General features: G+C 64.6%; 17 protein-coding genes and 1 pseudogene. 6 read left to right on the forward strand and 12 right to left on the reverse strand.

From position 1 onward, the window contains the following. Positions 1 to 66: 66 nt before the first annotated feature. Positions 67 to 960 (reverse strand): NAD(P)-dependent oxidoreductase, encoded by an 894-nt coding sequence (locus FOB72_RS25600; RefSeq protein WP_150375514.1) that lies wholly within the window; start codon positions 958 to 960, stop codon positions 67 to 69. Positions 961 to 1,006: 46 nt separating this feature from the next. After that, positions 1,007 to 2,497: an aldehyde dehydrogenase family protein gene (locus FOB72_RS25605; RefSeq protein WP_150375516.1), complete on the reverse strand. Its 1,491-nt coding sequence runs from the start codon at positions 2,495 to 2,497 to the stop codon at positions 1,007 to 1,009. 238 nt (positions 2,498 to 2,735) lie between these two features. Here FOB72_RS25605 and FOB72_RS25610 point away from each other — a divergent pair, with 238 nt between their 5' ends. Next, a complete protein-coding gene (locus FOB72_RS25610) occupies positions 2,736 to 3,116 on the forward strand; it encodes a carboxymuconolactone decarboxylase family protein (protein WP_150375518.1) in 381 nt (126 codons plus the stop codon). 16 nt (positions 3,117 to 3,132) lie between these two features. On the opposite strand, the gene FOB72_RS25615 is transcribed toward FOB72_RS25610, so the two are convergent. From FOB72_RS25615 to FOB72_RS25650, 8 genes are all read right to left on the reverse strand, one after another. Continuing rightward, positions 3,133 to 3,735 carry a DUF4142 domain-containing protein gene (locus FOB72_RS25615; RefSeq protein ID WP_223851569.1) on the reverse strand — a complete coding sequence of 201 codons (603 nt, stop codon included), beginning with the start codon at positions 3,733 to 3,735 and terminating at the stop codon, positions 3,133 to 3,135. A gap of 91 nt (positions 3,736 to 3,826) precedes the next feature. Further along, positions 3,827 to 4,276 (reverse strand): PRC-barrel domain-containing protein, encoded by a 450-nt coding sequence (locus FOB72_RS25620; protein ID WP_150375520.1) that lies wholly within the window; start codon positions 4,274 to 4,276, stop codon positions 3,827 to 3,829. Positions 4,277 to 4,358: 82 nt separating this feature from the next. Continuing rightward, positions 4,359 to 5,153 (reverse strand): SDR family oxidoreductase, encoded by a 795-nt coding sequence (locus FOB72_RS25625; RefSeq protein ID WP_150375522.1) that lies wholly within the window; start codon positions 5,151 to 5,153, stop codon positions 4,359 to 4,361. Between the two features lie 12 nt (positions 5,154 to 5,165). After that, entirely contained in the window at positions 5,166 to 7,361 is a 2,196-nt protein-coding gene (locus FOB72_RS25630; RefSeq protein WP_150375524.1) for a phosphocholine-specific phospholipase C, read from the reverse strand. Between the two features lie 45 nt (positions 7,362 to 7,406). Further along, on the reverse strand, positions 7,407 to 7,613 hold the full coding sequence (locus FOB72_RS25635; protein ID WP_150375526.1) for a hypothetical protein: 207 nt from the start codon (positions 7,611 to 7,613) through the stop codon (positions 7,407 to 7,409). 353 nt (positions 7,614 to 7,966) lie between these two features. Next, positions 7,967 to 9,067: an alanine racemase gene (gene alr / locus FOB72_RS25640; RefSeq protein WP_150375528.1), complete on the reverse strand. Its 1,101-nt coding sequence runs from the start codon at positions 9,065 to 9,067 to the stop codon at positions 7,967 to 7,969. 146 nt (positions 9,068 to 9,213) lie between these two features. Continuing rightward, complete coding sequence (locus tag FOB72_RS25645; protein WP_191002271.1) at positions 9,214 to 9,615, reverse strand: HIT family protein; 402 nt, start codon at positions 9,613 to 9,615, stop codon at positions 9,214 to 9,216. Between the two features lie 238 nt (positions 9,616 to 9,853). Further along, on the reverse strand, positions 9,854 to 10,699 hold the full coding sequence (locus tag FOB72_RS25650; protein ID WP_150375532.1) for a class II glutamine amidotransferase: 846 nt from the start codon (positions 10,697 to 10,699) through the stop codon (positions 9,854 to 9,856). 253 nt (positions 10,700 to 10,952) lie between these two features. Between FOB72_RS25650 and FOB72_RS25655 the strand changes: the two genes are divergently transcribed. The 5 genes from FOB72_RS25655 (at position 10,953) to FOB72_RS25675 (ending at position 15,316) form a co-directional block, all read left to right on the forward strand. Further along, positions 10,953 to 11,492, forward strand: a complete 540-nt coding sequence (locus FOB72_RS25655; RefSeq protein WP_150375534.1) for a carboxymuconolactone decarboxylase family protein — start codon at positions 10,953 to 10,955, stop codon at positions 11,490 to 11,492. 27 nt (positions 11,493 to 11,519) lie between these two features. Then, complete coding sequence (locus FOB72_RS25660) at positions 11,520 to 12,194, forward strand: peroxiredoxin-like family protein (protein ID WP_150375536.1); 675 nt, start codon at positions 11,520 to 11,522, stop codon at positions 12,192 to 12,194. Positions 12,195 to 12,209: 15 nt separating this feature from the next. Beyond that, a complete protein-coding gene (locus FOB72_RS25665) occupies positions 12,210 to 12,938 on the forward strand; it encodes an SDR family oxidoreductase (protein WP_150375538.1) in 729 nt (242 codons plus the stop codon). A gap of 275 nt (positions 12,939 to 13,213) precedes the next feature. Then, complete coding sequence (locus FOB72_RS25670; RefSeq protein ID WP_150375540.1) at positions 13,214 to 13,696, forward strand: HIT family protein; 483 nt, start codon at positions 13,214 to 13,216, stop codon at positions 13,694 to 13,696. Between the two features lie 114 nt (positions 13,697 to 13,810). Next, complete coding sequence (locus tag FOB72_RS25675) at positions 13,811 to 15,316, forward strand: DASS family sodium-coupled anion symporter (RefSeq protein ID WP_150375542.1); 1,506 nt, start codon at positions 13,811 to 13,813, stop codon at positions 15,314 to 15,316. Here the strand turns inward: FOB72_RS25675 and FOB72_RS32690 are convergent. Both FOB72_RS32690 and FOB72_RS25685 read right to left on the reverse strand, forming a co-directional pair. After that, positions 15,303 to 15,806: pseudogene (locus FOB72_RS32690) on the reverse strand (BON domain-containing protein); the annotation flags it as partial. The gene FOB72_RS25675 and the pseudogene FOB72_RS32690 overlap by 14 nt on opposite strands. A 145-nt stretch (positions 15,807 to 15,951) precedes the next feature. Further along, positions 15,952 to 17,076 carry a hypothetical protein gene (locus tag FOB72_RS25685; protein ID WP_150375544.1) on the reverse strand — a complete coding sequence of 375 codons (1,125 nt, stop codon included), beginning with the start codon at positions 17,074 to 17,076 and terminating at the stop codon, positions 15,952 to 15,954. Positions 17,077 to 17,250: the final 174 nt, after the last annotated feature.

Genomic DNA, 17,250 nt, shown 5'->3' on the forward strand with positions numbered 1-17,250 from the left:
TGACTGCCGTATGCCCGGGTGATTTCACCTCTGTGTGCATACGGCATGGAACAGGAGCGTTACGTATCAGGCGCGGGCAGGCGAGCTGGCGCGTTCAAAGTTCACGATGCGGTTGAAGTCCTCGCCATCGGCCAGGGAGGCGGCGCTCGACTTCCAGATGTCGCCGATCACATCGACGGTCGGCAGGTCGAGCCCGAGCGCTTCGCCAAGCGACACCGCGAGGTTCACGTCCTTGCGCATCAGCTGCATCGTAAAGCCGGAACTGTAAGTATTGTTGAGAATCCGGTTCGGATAGTTGAACAGCGTCACGCCACTGCGGCCCGAGCCCGCGTTCACGGCCTCGATCAGCTGCTCCGTGGAAATGCCCGCCGCGTTGGCCAGGCGGAACGCTTCGCTCGCCGTGACCAGATGCGACGCGGTCAGCAGATTGTTGATCAGCTTGGCGACGTGTCCCGCGCTGACGTCGCCGATATGGAAGCGCTTGGTGCCCATTGCCGACAGCACGGGCTGTGCATGCGCGACGTCTGCGTCGGCACCACCGATGAACATCGTCAGCTCGCCCTTGAGCGCGCCGCTCGGACCGCCGCTTACCGGCGCATCGACGAAGCGGATGCCCTTTTCCTTCAGCGCCACCGTGAGTTCGCGTGTGACCTGCGGGTCGGCGGTAGTCGTGTCGATCAGCAGCAGGCCGGGCTTCGCCAGCGCCAGCAGACCGCCCTCGCCTTCGAGCAACGCGCGCACGATGGCGGACGTCGGCAGCGACAGCACGATGGTCGCGCACTCACGCGCCAGCTGGGCGAGATCGGCGCCGATCGGGATACCTGCCTCGCGTGCCGCGGCCACGGCCTGCGCGGACTTGTCGAGGCCGAGCACGGCATAGCCCGCGCGTTGCAGCGAGAGGGCCATGCCCCGGCCCATATTGCCGAGACCGATGACGCCTACGGTTTTGGTGTTTTCCATCGTCAGACCTGATTAAGAAGGTAAAGCGTGAATAAGGAGCGGCAGTTCAACTGCCTTCGGCGATCGGCAACCACACGCTCTTGGTTTTCGTGTACTCGAACAGGCATTCGGCGCCGCTCGAGCGGCCGTAACCACTGCTGTCGTTACCGCCGAACGGCGTGGCGACGTGCATATCGCGATACATGTTGATCCACAGCAGGCCCGCATTGACCTGCGCCGCCACGCGGTGCGCGCGGGCGATATCGCGCGTCCATACCGCGCCGGCCAGTGCGAACTCGCTGTCGTTGGCGATCTCGATGGCCTCGGCCTCGGTGTCGAATGGAATCGCGACGACCACGGGTCCGAACACCTCCTCGCGGGCGATGCGCATCGTGTTGTTCACGTGGCTCAGCACCGTGGGCTTCACAAAGAAACCCGGGCCATCCGGCACCGTTACGCCACCGGTGACGAGTCGCGCGCCTTCGTCGAGGCCCATGGCCACCATGCGCTGGATCCGTTCGAACTGTGCGCGGTTGTTGATCGGCCCGCCATCGGCCGCCTCGTCGAGCGGATGGCCGATCCGGTATTCGGCAACGGCGCGCCCCACCGCTTCGACAAAGCGATCGTAGACGGCACGATGCACGAGCAGCCGCGAGCCGGCCGCGCAGTTCTGCCCGGTATTCGCACAGGCGGCCGTCACGGCCGCGCGGCACGCCGCATCGAGATCCGCGTCGTCGAACACGATATTGGCCGACTTGCCGCCGAGCTCCAGCAGGCACGAGATCGGCCGCTGCGCGGCGGCCGCATTCACGGCGCGCCCGGTCTGCGTGGAGCCGACGAACACGACCTTTTTCGTGATCGGATTGCCGATGGCCGCGTCACCGATGGTCTTGCCCAGACCGTTGGCCACATTGAGGGTGCCCGCGGGCAGGCCGGCCTCGCGGGCCAGACGCGCCAGGGCGAGTGCGGTCAGCGGTGTGAGTTCGGATGGCTTGAGCAGCACGGCATTGCCCATGGCCAGCGCGGGCGCCACGTTCCATGCGGCGAGATAGATCGGCGAGTTCCACGGCGTGATGGCCAGCACCACGCCGATCGGCTCGCGCAGCGTGTAGTTGAGCTGGCCGCCGGGCACGGGAATGACATTGCCGAGGAACTTGTCGGTCCAGCCCGCGTAGTAGCGGAAGATTTCCGCGACGGCGGCCACTTGTGCACGGGCCGCCTTGATGGTCTTGCCGCTCGTGATCGCTTCGAGGCGCGCGAGCGGCTCGGCGTCGCGACGCACGAGCTGGCCGAGTTGCGCGAGCACTTCACCGCGCCGTTGCGCGGAGAATGACGCCCACTGCTTCTGGCCGGTCTGGCAGCTGCGCAGCGCGGCGTCCACGATCGAGGCGTCGGTATCGGCGAACTGCAGCAGCGCCTGCTCGCTGGCGGGATCGACGAGCGTCAGCGTGGTGCCGCTGCCCGTGACCATGTCGCCCCCGATATACGAGCCGATCTCGGCGGGCGAGCCCACGAGCGACGCGACGAGCGCATGAAAGTCCGACGAAGAATGAGCCATGCCCCTGACCTTGCGAGAACTGCGAGTGAGGCAAGTCTAGGGTTGGGATGACCGTTAGCGAAAGATGCTAATTCTGTTCTCGCGATCACGATAAGTTCTCACGGCGGGCAGGACGTCGGCGCGACTGCAGGACGTTGCCGCCCGATCACAAACCGTGATCGTGAGAACTATGCAGGCATCTTTGCTTCTCGCCCCTCGGGCCGCAGACTCTGCGCATCCCCAACGCACAGGAGCCACCATGAGCAAGGAACTGTTTGACAAGGGCGAGCAGGTTCGCCGCGAAGTGCTGGGCGAGGAGTACGTCGTCAACTCCACGCGCAACACGGATGCCTTCAGCGAACCCATTCGCGAGTTCGCCATCAAGAACCTGTGGGGCGACATCTGGAGCCGCCCGGGCCTGGACCGTCGCTCGCGCAGCATCGGCGTGTTGTCCATCCTCGCGGCGCAGGGTCGCACGGGCGAACTCAAGACGCATATTCGCGCGGCACTGAACAACGGCCTCACGCGTGAAGAGATCGGGGAAGTGTTCCTGCAGTCCGCGATGTACTGCGGCATTCCCGCGGGCAGCGAGGCCACGCGCGTGGCCAAGCTGCTGTTCGCGGAGATGGATGCAAAGTAAGGTCCGCGCTAGCGGGCTACTTGCCGAGCTTGTCGTTCAACGCGTTGGCCATCTCCAGATGGTGCCGTAGCGACGGCAACGTCCGGAGCGCCATGGCCTTGACCTCCGAGTGGTTGGCCTTGTCCGCGGCATCCCTGAACAGTTTCACGGCATCCTGATGCGCATCGACGCCAATCTTGCGGATATACGCGGCGTCGAACGCGGCCCCGTTCAGCTGTTCCAGCGCGCGCACGTCGCGCTCCTGCGCTTCCAGCGGTGACTCGGGCACCTGGATGCCGAGCTTGCCCGCGATATGCTTCAGTTGCGCGTCGACGGCCTGATGGTCCTCGATCATCTTCTTCGCGAACGCCTTGACCTCGGGACTCGACGCCCTGACCTCGGCGATGCGGCTGGCCTCAATCTCCATCGCGCCGGCCGTTCCCGCGCGGCGCAGGAACAGGGCGTCGGTATCGCTGGCTGACGCGGTACCGGGGACGTTGGTCAGCGGCGCCGCGTTGGCGGTCGATGCGATGGGCGGCAGCACCGACAGCGTCGCCATCGCCGCCGTCACCGCTGCCGTCATGGCTACCGTCATCGCTACCCTCGCCGCGATGTGTCTGGCGATCCATCCCTTCCGCATGATCTGCTCCTCGCTGTCGCGACAGCCATTGCATCCGAGGCCGGCATCCGATGTACAAATTGCACGCGGCCCTCGTTCTTCGTCACGGCGTTCACACCGGGGGCAGTCCCCCCGCCGCGCCGGAGATCCAGTACGGATCGCGCTCGTAGTACTGATGGACCGTCGTGGCCCATTGCGGGTCGGCCATGCTGGGCCAGCTGTCCTTGTTGAAGCCCGGCGCATCCTTGATGCGCGCTGCGGTCAGCCCGAGCCGGAAGCACTTGGCGTCCGTGTCCATCACGAGCGCCGACCACGGAATGGCGTGCAGCGTATCGCCGATGCCGAGAAACCCGCCCGTGGTCAGCACGGCGTACGCCACGCGGCCACGCGGCACGTCGATCATGATTTCCTTGATCTCGCCGACATGTTCGCCGTCGGAGGCGTACACCTTGGTGTCCTCGAGGCTCGATGCGGCCATCACTTCCGGGCCTGGCCCCTCGCCAACGCCGGAGCCGACGATATTGGCGCCCTGGTTCGAGGTGAGTGTCTGATTCGCGTCCATTGCAGTCTCCTTGGGGGTGATCAAGCGGGTGGAGACGGTACTGCTGCAACGTCCGTGCCCATGCCGCCGTACGATGAAAGTGTCACGGATTGCCCTTGCCGCCCGATGCGCCAAACACCTGCCCCGTCACGTAACTTGCCTCCGGCGCGGCAAGCGTGACGAACAGCGGCGCGATTTCGGCGGGCTGGCCCGGACGTTGCATGGGCGTATCGCTACCGAACGCCTTCAGCTTTTCCATGGTCTGTCCGCCCGACACCTGAAGGGGTGTCCAGAACGGTCCCGGTGCCACGGCATTGACGCGAATGCCCTTGCTCGCCATCTGCTTGGCCAACCCCTTGGTGAAGTTGGTGATGGTCGCCTTTGTCGCGGCGTAATCGAGCAGATTCTCCGAGGGATCGGTCGCGTTCACGGAACTCGTGTTGATGATCGCGGCGCCCGCGGGCATATGCGGGATGGCCGCCTTTGTAATCCAGAACATCGCATAGACGTTCGTCTTGAACGTCCAGTCGAACTGCTCCGTCGTGATATCGAGAATCGAGTCGTGAGTCTGCTGCCGCCCGGCGTTGTTGACGAGGACATCGAGTCCGCCGAGCTCGCGCACCGCGTTCGCTACCAATTGGCGGCAGAACTGCTCGTCGCGAATATCGCCGGGGAGCAGCACGGCCTTGCGGCCGGCCTGCTGGATGTACTGCGCGACTTCCCGGGCGTCGGCCTCTTCGGCCGGAAGGTAATTGATGGCGACATCGGCGCCCTCGCGCGCGAACGCGATCGCCGTGGCGCGGCCGAGGCCGGAGTCGCCGCCTGTGATGAGCGCCTTGCGGGCCGCCAGCCGGCCGCTGCCACGATAGCTTTGCTCGCCATGATCGGGGCGCGACACCGCATGTGGAACTTACATCTGACCCATGGCCGGATCGCTCACCGAATCCTTGCCGTTTTCGATGCGGCCGGCGATACGGCGGCGGAACGACGGCAATGCGTCGCAGACGATCGCAAAGTCGTACCAGTTGCCCGTGTCGCCCAGTGTCCAGCGCAGTTCGCCCACGCGGCCCGGGAGCACTGTCTGGGCCGACGGTCCGTCGGTGCGATACGCCTGCGCCGTCGCCGTGAACGTGGCCGGCTGCGTGCCGCGGTTATACAGCTTGACCTGCAGCGCGGGCGGATCGCACAACTCGTAGCACACCTGGATCTCGGTGCCGCCTGCCGCGGCCTGCTCGGCGGTGTTGCCGACGAACTCGCGGTGATAGCCGTTCGGGCCTAGCACCCACAGGTCGTACCGGCCACCGTCGGCGCCCACGTTCCAAACGCCTTCGAAGGTCTTGCCGGCTTCCACGACATAACGGCGCGGAATCGCGTCGAGGTGCAGCTTGTCATAGACGTGGAAGACCGCGGCCGCGTTGCCCGTGCTGCTGTTTGCGAACATCAGCGTCACGGTGCCGGCCGCATCCACGCGCGACGTCGTGTGCAGTTCGTACGGCAGCGCGCGCGAGGGTCGCGTGCCCTTTTCCTGCGTCGGGGCGACGCCCGCCGTCGGCACCGGAATGGCTGGCAATGCTTTTTGCGACAGCGCGAGGTTGTCCACGGCGACCTTCGTCGTGCGGCCGGATAGCGTTGGCAGCTTCTCGCTGTTCGGGTTCACGAAGTTGAACGCCGACGTCAGGTCTCCGCACACGGCGCGGCGGTATGCACCGATCTGCGGTTCCTTCACGCCGAAGCGCTTCTCCAGGAAAAGCAGCGTGGAGGTATGGTCGAACGTCTGGGAGTTGACCCAGCCTCCGCGGCTCCATGGCGACACGACCCACATCGGCACGCGCGGGCCCGGGCCGAACGGCTTGCCGTCCATCGTCAGCTGGTTGGCCGTGGCCGGCGTGTAGTTGAAGTACTCGAACGCCATGTCCGCGTCGGACAACGTGCTGCCGCCCGCAAGCGTGCCGTCGGCATTGCGCGACGGCGCGGAAGGCGGCGGCAAATGATCGAAGAAGCCGTCGTTCTCGTCATAGTTGATGAGCAGCACGGTCTTGCTCCACACCTCGGGGTTCGCCGTCAGCGCGTCGAGCACCTGCTGCACGTACCAGCCGCCTTGCGCGGGGCTCGACGGACCCGGGTGCTCGCTGTACGTGGAGGGCGCGATGATCCAGGACACCGAGGGTAGCGAGCCGTTCTGCACATCGTCGCGCAGGGCCTGCAGAAAGCCGTCGGGCATCGTGTTGCCAAAGCCGCGCGCGAGCGGGCTCAGCGCGTCGTCGATCGCGGGGTCGTAGGCCGGGGACACGGCGGGCAGCGCCACTGGACGGCGCGCCGCGGGCATCGATTCCATGGCCGCGCGCCAATGGCGGAAGCTCATCATCTCGTTGCAGCCGTAGTTGTCGGCAAGGCTCTGGTAGACCTTCCAGCTCACGCCCGCATCGACGAGGCGATCGGCGTACGTCTTCCACGTCCAGCCCTGCGTCGATGGACCCACGTCGTTGCCGCCATTGAACTCGTTGACCATGGCCGCGACATTGTCGCCGCTCGGGCCATTGGTGCCGGTCCAGTAGAACAGACGGTTCGGGATCGTCCCCGTGTGCATCGAGCAGTGATACGCGTCGCACAGCGTGAACGCATCGGCCAGCGCGCGCTGGAACGGAATCTCGGCGGTCTCGTAGTAGGACATCGACAGGCGGTTCTTCGCCACCGGCCAGCGGTTCATGCGGCCATGGTCCCATGCGGCCTGCGCATCGGGCCACGTATGCGGGGTGCCGCCCGCGCGCTGGGCATTGCCCTGTGTCGCGTCGAGGCGATACGGCGTGATGATCGTGCCCGTGTTGTCGGTCTGGTAGAGGATGTTCTTGCCGTTGGCGAGCGGAATGCCGAAGCGGTCGCCGTAGCCGCGCACGCCGCGGAACGTGCCGAAGTAGCTGTCGAACGCGCGGTTCTCGAGCATCAGCAGCACCACGTGCTGTACGTCCTGGATCGTGCCGGTGGCGTTGTTGGCCTCGATGGCCAGTGCGCGGCGAATGCTGGGCGGGAACGATGCGAGCGTGGCCGCGGCAGCGGCGGAGCCCAGGGTGTTACGCAGGAACTTGCGCTTGGAAGGATTGAAGGTCATGCCGGTTCGGTGTCTGTTCGTTTTTTCGTGGATGCAGGCTCGACATCAGGGAGCGGGCGCGCAATGGGCGGTCGCGCAGGCCGCGGGCGGCTGTGTGCCGCCGCCGGGATTGCCGCCATTGTTGCCGTTGCCACCGTTTGCCGGCGCGTTGTTGTCATCGCCTCCGCAGGCGCTCAACAGCATGGACAGACACAGGATACCGGCGCCGAGCAGCGGCCGGGCGTGGTGGGAGATCGTACCTTTTCTTGTCATGGGTCATGATCCGCGCAACTGGCCGAGCGCGAGCCGGCGCGCGCCGTCGAACATGCCCGGCCGGTCTCGGCCATGATGGTTTCTGGAATGGGTCATGCAGACCGGGCACCCCTCCACCGGGGGGGCCGGCGAAAGAGAGCGCAGTCTAGGAACGCGATATGTCAGCGATGTGACCGGGACCGCGGCCAAGCGGGCGCTTGAATATGCGAAGAGAGGGTTGGCGCGTTCGCACGCGCATGGTATTCACGCGCGGGTTTCACGCGCGATCCAGATTGCGGATCGGCCCGCGCGGAATCGTTACGGCTGTGATGATCGCAGGCGTGACGATGTTGCCGGTATGCGACGCGCGACGCTCACGGTTCGACGCGTACCGGCACGCGCGGTGCCACCGCGCACATGAGCTCGTACCCGATGGTGCCGGCCGCGGCGGCGACGTCGTCGATCGCCACGTGCCGCCCCCAGAGTTCGACCGGAGTTCCGACGTTCGCCTCCGGACACGCATCGAGATCGACGGCCAGCATGTCCATCGACACGCGGCCCAGCGTGCGCGTCATGCGATCGCCCACGCGTACGGGCGCGAAGTGTCCGGCATGCGACGACGCCACGCGCGGATATCCGTCGGCATACCCGCATGCCACGATGCCGATGCGCTGCCGCCGTGTGGCCACGTAGTGGGAGCCATAGCCGACGGCCTGCCCTGGCTCGATCTGCTGCACACCGAGGATACGGCTGGCCAGCGTCTGCGTCGGCTGCAGTCCCGTGCCGGCCAGATCGCGTGCGTGGCCCGAGGGCGAGGCACCGTACAGCATGATCCCCGCGCGCACCCAGTCGTAGCGGCATTCGCGATGCCAGAGCGTGGCGGCGGAGTTGGCCAGCGAGACGGGCCCGGGCAGTTCACGCGTCGTCGTGCGGAAGCATTCCCACTGCGCGGAGATCCCGGTTTCCGTATCGGCATCGGCGAAGTGGCTCATATGGCCGACCGTGCCGATTGCTTCGATCTCCTGCGCGCGCCGGAATGCGGCGCGGTAATGCTCCGGCGCAAAGCCGAGCCGGTTCATGCCCGAGTTGAGCTTCAGGAAAACGTCGATGGACCCTCGCGGCAGCCGGCCTTCGCGCGAGGCGAGCGCGAGCATGCGCAGCTGCGCCTCGTCATGGACGGCGGTGGTCAACCGCAACGATGCAAGCAACGGTACATCGCTCTCGTCGAAAAACCCTTCGAGCAGCAGGATCGGCTTGTCCCATCCGAGCTGCCGCAGCCGCACGGCCTCGTCGAGGTCGAGCAACGCGAACCCGTCCGCCGCGGAGAGCGCCGGGTACACGCGTTCGATGCCATGGCCATAGGCATTGGCCTTGACCACGGCCCACACCTTCGACGCGGGACTGAGCCGGCGCGCGACGGCGAGATTGTTTTCCAGCGCGGAGAGGTGAATCGTGGCGGAGATCGGCCGTGGCATGGCGAGGATGAGGGATGGGTTGCTCGATAGGCGGGAATGGTTGCTATGTTAATGAGGAGCAGGCAGCTTGAGTTGCTGAAAAATATCGGAAATTCAGGAAACAATAAGGCAGCGTGTTGGATTTCGGCGCGGGCCCGGCCAACCGGTCATTCGGCGGTGGCCATGCCATGCGTCACGAAAAACTTCACATGCGCGTGGTCCACGCCAAACCCATCCATATCGCAGCCGGTCCGACCTACATCCCTGAACGTCCGATCGAGCATGCGGCGGACTTCCCCGGCGGCATCCGTCAACCGCTCGACGATCACCGGATCGAGCTCGGAGAGATTGCTCGGGTGGTGCGCCCTGGTGACCAGCACCGCGAAGCCGGGGGTGTATGGATAGATAGAGAGGAACGCGACATGATGCGCGTCCTCCCAGATGGTGTGGCAGGGCGCCGCCCCGCGAACCACCTGGCAGAAGATGCAATCTTGGTTCGATGTGTGGTTCGATGTGTGGTTCGATGTGTGGTTCGATGTGTGGTTCGATGCGTGTTTCGACTCGTCCATGGCCTGGTCTCCTCCGCGGCAACGCGCGGCGTGTACGGGTGTACGGAGACCAAGGTTCACACGGTGCAAAAGCCCGAACAATCGGCGTTTCGTGAATCTGGCCGAAGCCGAGGCCATTGGCGTCCGCGCCGAGGCTTGGAAAGGCGCCACTCAGAAAGCGGCACTGGTCCGTGGGGGATGTCGATGCTAGCAGCGCTGCGCAAAGTCGGTCGCGCCCGTAATCAGTCGTGAATCCGGGCTAGGTGCCCACCTTCGGCATCCTCGGCACGAAACACCCCTGTTCGATTTCGCCGCCCTTTGCCATCAGGATCGTCGCCTCGGGGATTTCTTCCCAGACGCCCTGCACGTCGATCAACGGTTCCGAGAGCACGAGGAACGCATCGTCGCCGGCGGCGATGATGCGGGGGTCTTCGGGATAGAGGGCGCGAAGCTGGCGGAAGGACGTGCTGTGGAACAGCGAGCGCGATTCGTTCTCGCTCGAGTAGCGGACGGCCACGATCTGCTGGCCGTCGGTGACGCACACGGTCATATTCAGCGGGAACTGGACGTCGTAGCGCTGGCCCACCTCTTCGATAAAGCCGGCCATCTGTTCCAGCGCGCTGCGCGGGTCGCGCTCGAGGCCGAAGGTCAGCGCGAGGAAGAACATGATCTCGGAGTCAGTCGAACCTTCGATCCAGCGGAACAGATGCGGGGCCACGGCCATCATCAGGTCGCGGCGGAGCAGCGGGAACTCGCGGATCAGGCCGTTGTGGACGAATAGCCAGCGGCCGAAGCGGAACGGGTGGCAGTTGGTTTCCTGCGTCGGCGTCCCCGTGGCCGCGCGCACATGCGCGACAAACAGCGGCGCCCTGACGGCACGCGCCGTCTCGCGCAGGTTCGTATCGCTCCACGCGGGATGCAGGCAGCGATAGCGGAACGGCAGTTCCGAATGCCGGCCATACCAGCCGACGCCGAATCCGTCGCCATTGGTAGTGGTATGGCCGAGCCTCGCATTGAGGCTCTGGTCGATCAGGGAATGTTCCGGCTGAAACAAGACCGCTTCGAGCGGGACGGAACGGCCGGAATAGGCCAGCCAACGGCACATGGGGGCGTCTCCTGGATTTGGGGGCTTCATTGCAGGATAGCAATTGTGCCGAAGATTGTGATGCAAACGGTGCGCCCCACTCGATACGGCGACCATGCACTCGCTCCCGATGGCGAGTCATTTCATTCCTCACAAGAATGAATGATATGACCGATCCCCGTCTGAATCTCCGTTCAGGAATCAACGATAGTTCAGTCACCCCAACGGACGCGCTCCACCACACAGCGTCCTTAACCTGAACTGGAGTCACATCATGAACAAGATCAACGTACCCACGCGTGAAGACGTTTCCCCCGCCAACCAGGCCATCTTCGACAAGCTGAAGAGCAGCCTCGGCATGGTGCCCAACCTCTACGCCACGCTCGCCCTTTCGGAGCACGCGCTCGGCAACTACCTCGCCTTCCAGAACGGCAAGAGCTCGATCACCGGCAAGGCCCGCGAGGTCGTCAACCTCGTCGTCAGTCAGGTCAACAGCTGCGAGTACTGCCTGGCCGCGCATACGGTCATCGGCAAGATGAACGGCTTCACCGACGAGCAGGTGCTCGAGGTCCGCGGCGGCACGGCCGGCTTCGATGCGAAGCTCGATGCGCTGGCACGCCTGACGCGCAATATCGCCCTCAACCGCGGCCACGCCGATCAGGCCCTCGTCGATGCATTCTTCGCGGCGGGCTGGACCCAGGCTAACCTCGTCGATGCGATCGTCGTCATCGGCGACAAGACGGTGACCAACTACCTGCATGCCACCACGCAGGTACCGGTGGACTTCCCCACGGCGCCGAAGCTGCCGGCCTGAGTCACACGCCCCCACGGAGGATCCATCATGACGCTGCAAGCCAGACTCGACGCATTCAAGGCCGACTTCAAGGGCGGAAAGCCGCCCTACAACGCTCCGCCCGAGATTCATCCGATCATGGAACGGGCCACCGCCGCGCTGTTCGCGAGCGGGCAGGCCGAGCGCGCGATCCATGCCGGGGACCGCGCACCGGCATTCGTGCTGCAGGACCAGAACGACCGGACAGTGTCGTCGGCCGAGTTGCTGGCACAAGGTCCGCTGATCGTCACGTTCTATCGTGGCGTCTGGTGTCCCTACTGCAATATCGAACTGCAGGCGCTGAACGAGTTGCTACCGCAGTTCCGCGCGCTGGGCGCGAACATCGTCGCCATCTCGCCGCAGAAGCCCGTGAACAGCCGCAAGTCGGTTCGCCAGAACCAGCTGGATTTTCCGGTGCTCAGCGACGTGCGCGGAGAAACGGGCGCGGCGTTCGGCCTGCGCTTCGCATTGCCCGACTATCTGGTCGCGCTGTACCAGACACTCGGCAACGACCTGCCGGCCTTCAACGACGACCCCTCATGGACGCTGCCGATGCCGGCGCGTTATGTCATCGGACAGGATGGCGTGGTGCGGTACGCCGAGGTCAACCCCGACTACACGCATCGCCCGGAGCCGGCCGATATGCTGCCGGTGCTCGAGCGCGCCGCCGCGGCACGGCGCTAACCGGAGGATCACGCCATGACACAACGCACGTTTCTGATTACGGGCGCGACCAAGGGCATCGGCCGCGCGCTGACGGACCGGCTCCTGCGCGCGGGTCACCATGTGGTCGGCCTCGCGCGCGGCGAGGCCGCCGCGGGCAACAAGTTTCCGGGCGAACTCGTCACCGTGGATCTCTCCGACCGCGCCGCCACCGAGGCGGCCCTCGCGGCACTGACCGGCCGCATCGCCTTCGACGGTGTGGTCAACAACGTGGGTCTGGTGAAGCCGCAGCGTATCGGCCAGATCGATCTGGGCACGCTCGACGACGTGCTCCGGCTGAATCTTCATCCGGCCGTGCAGACCACGCAGGCGCTGCTGCCCGGAATGCGGCAGCGTGGGTGGGGACGCATCGTCAATATCTCGAGCCTGACGATCCTCGGCATGCCGGACCGCACCGCCTATGCGGCCGCCAAGGCGGCGCTGGTGAGCTTTGCGCGTTCGTGGGCACTGGAACTCGCGGACACGGGCATCACCGTGAATGCCGTCGCACCAGGTCCGACGGAGACCGAGCTGTTCCGTGCCAACAACCCGGTCGGCAGCGCGGGGGAGAAGCGCTATCTGTCGGCAATCCCCTTGGGCCGCCTCGGCAAACCCGACGAGATCGCGGCGACGATTGCGTTTCTGCTATCGGAGGAGGCCGGCTTTATGACGGGGCAGACGCTGTACGTCGATGGCGGCGCGTCGCTTGGGCGGCTGGGGTTCTGATTGGTTGCAAACGGAGGTGCCAAGAGGCCGCGCCCCGGGGTCGCGGGCCGCGACGCTGGTCTCCGCCAAACCGTCACGTCGCCGTTCTCTTGAATATTGCCGATTTCGTTTCTTTGTCGTGATCGCCCCATATACTGGGCTCGCGTACCTCTTTGGTTTGCTTCCTCTGTTCGTGGACGTATCACCGCGCTTCGGGACAATTGTTCTCGCTAAGGCGGTGCTTATATGGCGAACCGAAGTGGGGACATTGCAACCAGATTCGCGGCGGAGGACAAATGATCGGTGGTGCGACTGACAACTGCATATTCTGCCAAATTGTGGCTGGCATGTCGCCTTGCCATTCGATCTGGGAGGACGAACGTCACCTCGCGTTTCTTTCCATCTATCCGAATACGCCGGGCTTTACCGTCGTTGTCACCAAAGCCCACCATCCAAGCTATCTCTTCGACCTCGAGCCCGCCACGCTTCAGCGTCTGACGCTGGCCGCGAGAGAAGTAGGCCGATTGCTGGACAGATCCCTGGACGGGGTCGGGCGAACGGGTGCCATCATGGAAGGCTTTGGTGTGGACCACGCGCATATCAAGCTGTTTCCGATGCACGGCACGCGTGGGCCCTGGCGGCCGATCAAGTCGAGTGTGGACAAATACTTCGAGACGTACGAAGGCTATCTCTCATCGCACGACGGCCGGCGCGGCGATGATCGGGAGCTGGCGGAGATGGCCGCGCACATCAGAAGCCGTAACAGCCGACAGCGCTAGACCGCCAATTCTCTTCAACCTCGCTTCGAAAAATTTGACTTCCCCTCCCGGCGCGCATCGGTCACCATGCGGCGAGGGTTGGATGAACGACGATGTCGAAAGGGAGGCGGGAAGATGCTGGGCAAGATCGCGGCGATGTACCGGTATTTCGTGTCCGTGGTGCCGTTCCGGCTGGGTCCGGCGATCGTCACCACGGTCGTGCTTGTCACGCTGTTGCTGCTTCCCGCGCCCGAGGGGCTGAAAGCCGATGCCTGGACGCTGGTGGCCATCTTCCTGACCACGATCGTGGCCATCATTCTCAAGGTAATGCCGATCGGCGTCATGGCGATGATGGCCATCGTCATCGTCTCGCTGGCGCAGGTGACCTCCCACTCGTCGAAGGGCGCCATTGCCGACGCGTTGAGCAGTTTCTCGAGTCCGCTGATCTGGCTGATCGTCGTCGCCATCCTGATCTCGCGTGGGCTGAAGAAAACCGGCCTTGGCAATCGCATCGGCCTGATGTTCATCGCGGCGCTCGGCAAACGCACGCTTGGCATCGGCTACGGGCTCGCGATCTGCGAACTGGTGCTGGCGCCGTTCACGCCCAGCAACACCGCGCGCGGTGGCGGCATCGTGCATCCGATCATGCGGTCGATCGCGGGCGCATTCGACTCCGATCCCGCGAAGGGAACGCAGGGGAAGGTCGGCACATACCTCGCCCTGGTCAACTATCACGCCAATCCGATCACATCAGCCATGTTCGTGACCGCGACCGCGCCGAACCCGCTTGTCGTCGACTACGTGGCGCGCGCGAGCGGTCAGTCGCTGCATCTGACCTGGACCACGTGGGCGCTATGCATGCTGCTGCCCGGCCTGCTTTGCCTGCTGCTGATGCCGCTGGTGATCTATCTGCTGAACCCGCCCGAGCTGAAGGCCACGCCCAATGCCATCGACTACGCGCGCGGCGAGCTGGCCCGCATGGGCCCGCTCAGCGGCAAGGAGCGCGTGATGATGGGCGTGTTCGCGTTGATGCTGCTGCTCTGGGCGAACCTGCCGGCGATGATCTTCGGCGACGCCTACACGCTGGACCCGACCGTGGTCGCATTCCTCGGCCTCTTCGCGCTGATCATCACCGGCACGATCGACTGGGACGACGTGCTGTCCGAGAAGAGCGCATGGGACACGCTGATCTGGTTCGGCGCCCTGGTGATGCTCGCGGAGCAGCTCAACAAGCTCGGCGTGATCGCATGGTTCTCGGCCGACATGCGCGACGCCATTGCCGCCAGCGGCATGGACTGGCCCGCCATCGCGAGCGTGCTCGTGCTGGCGTTCGTGTTCTCGCACTACCTGTTCGCCAGCACCACCGCGCATATCAGCGCGATGATGCTCGCCTTCCTGACCGTGGGCGTCCAGTTGATTCCGCCGCCCTATGTCCCGCCGTTCCTGCTGATGATGGCCGCCGGCTCGGCCATCATGATGACGCTGACCCACTATGCGACCGGCACCTCGCCGATCATTTTTGGGAGTGGGTATGTGACGATGGGACAGTGGTGGCGGGCCGGGGCGGTGATGTGTGTGCTGGAGTTGCTGGTGTTTGCGGTGGTGGGGGGGACGTGGTGGAAGGTGCTGGGGTTTTGGTAAAGCGCTCATACGGCACGCTTCGGGAGGGATCGCGCGTGGTCTGATCGGCCACGCGCTCGGCATCGGGCACCTCGCGCATCGCCGCCATGAATGTCGCGGTCGGAAATTTCGGGCCCACGCAGCCCTGCACAAGGATCCACCGCTGCCAGACGGTCACCCACAATGTGCTGTCCTTCCACTCGGGCATATGGATGGTGAGCCATTGCAGACGCCGGCGCGCGGTATCGGCAATCTCCTGATCGTAGGCAAAGGCATTCGGCAACCGGCAACGGCCTTCGATCCAGCAGTGGTTGCCATGCTCGACACGATGATGCGACTCCCGAATCCACTCGGCCTCGGTCGTGCGCGGACCGGCGGGTTCGGGGCAATTGGGGATGGCGGAGGAAATCTGAAAGAAGGGATCGTTGCCGCGGTTCTGAAGAACCTCGTCGGCATGCACGACCGCCGCGCCGGACAGCAACAGACAGAGCACCGCAACGCGAACTGGCATATTGTCGCTCCCATCGTCAATCTGCGTCGCCGGGGCCACTCTCGACGTGTCGAATGGTGACGTCGCTGTATAGGCACCGACCAGGCACTGACGATAGCGCTCACGGCCGCCAGCTTCAAGTACGTATCTCGATTGAGGCAACGCGTCAGCCGAGCGTCTCCGGCAGGTACTGTGCATACGTCCGATGCAACCGCGCGACCCCTTGATCCCGGGTCGCGGTGTACCCCAGCTTCTCCCGGAAGGCTTCAAGCCGCGCGCGTGACGCGCCCAGAATCTCGCTCCACGTTGCCAGGCCGATGCGAAACTGCGGCTCGGTGTGGAAATAACCGAATACCTTTCCGCGCTGCTGCAGCGTGCAGGCCGCGTCGTCCGTCATCTCGTTGGAGACCGCAAGAAAGGTCCAGTGGGTGTTGGCCTTGTCGAATCGCTCGTCCCGGCGGACGGCCATCGCATAGCTTTCGACCTGTGCCTTGACCGCAAGATCGATACGCTGAGCGGGGCGCTTCAGTTCGACGACAAGATACTCGCGGCGAGTCGTCGCGTAAGCTGGCACCTCCCTGCCCAGCAGCAGATCGATCACGGCCTCGCTGCCATTGTCGCGAACGACCCGCGCCTGCCTTCCGCGGGCCGCCTCCGGCCGCAGCAACGCGAGGTGCTTCCTCAGCACGGTGGTCAGATTCTCGTCGCTACTGGTCAGCAGATACTCCTCGCCAAAGATCCACGTTTCGCCTTCCAGCATCCGATGCAGCTGAACACGTTCCTTCGTGGAACGTTTGCTTTCCGGCAAAAACAACAATGTCTGAAGCCCCGCGAGAAACTGGAGCCTGTCGGCAACCATCTTGCTCGCCTCGATGATCGAGGACAGCGTGGTGTACTGCAGCAGATCGACGAGCTCGGTCTGCCTGTCCTTCGGCAGGCCCAGGACCTCGGTAAGAATCTTCTTCAGCGACTCGGGGCTCTCGTCCAGCGCGGTCTTGAGCATCCGCAGCGTGAATTGCCGGTCCTTGGATTTTCCGGTGCGAAATGAGTCGAGGTACTGATGCACACTCAGCGCGCAGATGTCGAAGACCTCTCGCCGCGCTGCCTCCACCGCGTCGGATGCATCGCCAGTGAAAGGGTATGCGCCCTCCGCCTTCCACAAGCTCACCAGTTCCGACGCACTCGCGGCCTTGCGATGCCGATAGTCCGCGCGCGACGCGGCAAGTTCCTGCAAGTCCGGTGGGACGATCTCGGGATAGGTGTCTGGGAACGGCTTCGCTGGTGGCAACATGTGAGCACTCCTGTGGGCGTCTTGCATATGGAGTACGAGGTTCACATGTTCAGCACTTCACAGAAATCGCTGTTTCGCGATTATTAGGGCAACGATCGCCCCGCATTGCCCTCACGTCTGCAAGGACAACGCAATGTCCGTCCGCGCGCAACGGTCCGCATCTCTGGATCGCCC

Origin of the sequence: Cupriavidus pauculus (assembly GCF_008693385.1) — a bacterium.
Classification (GTDB): domain Bacteria; phylum Pseudomonadota; class Gammaproteobacteria; order Burkholderiales; family Burkholderiaceae; genus Cupriavidus; species Cupriavidus pauculus_D.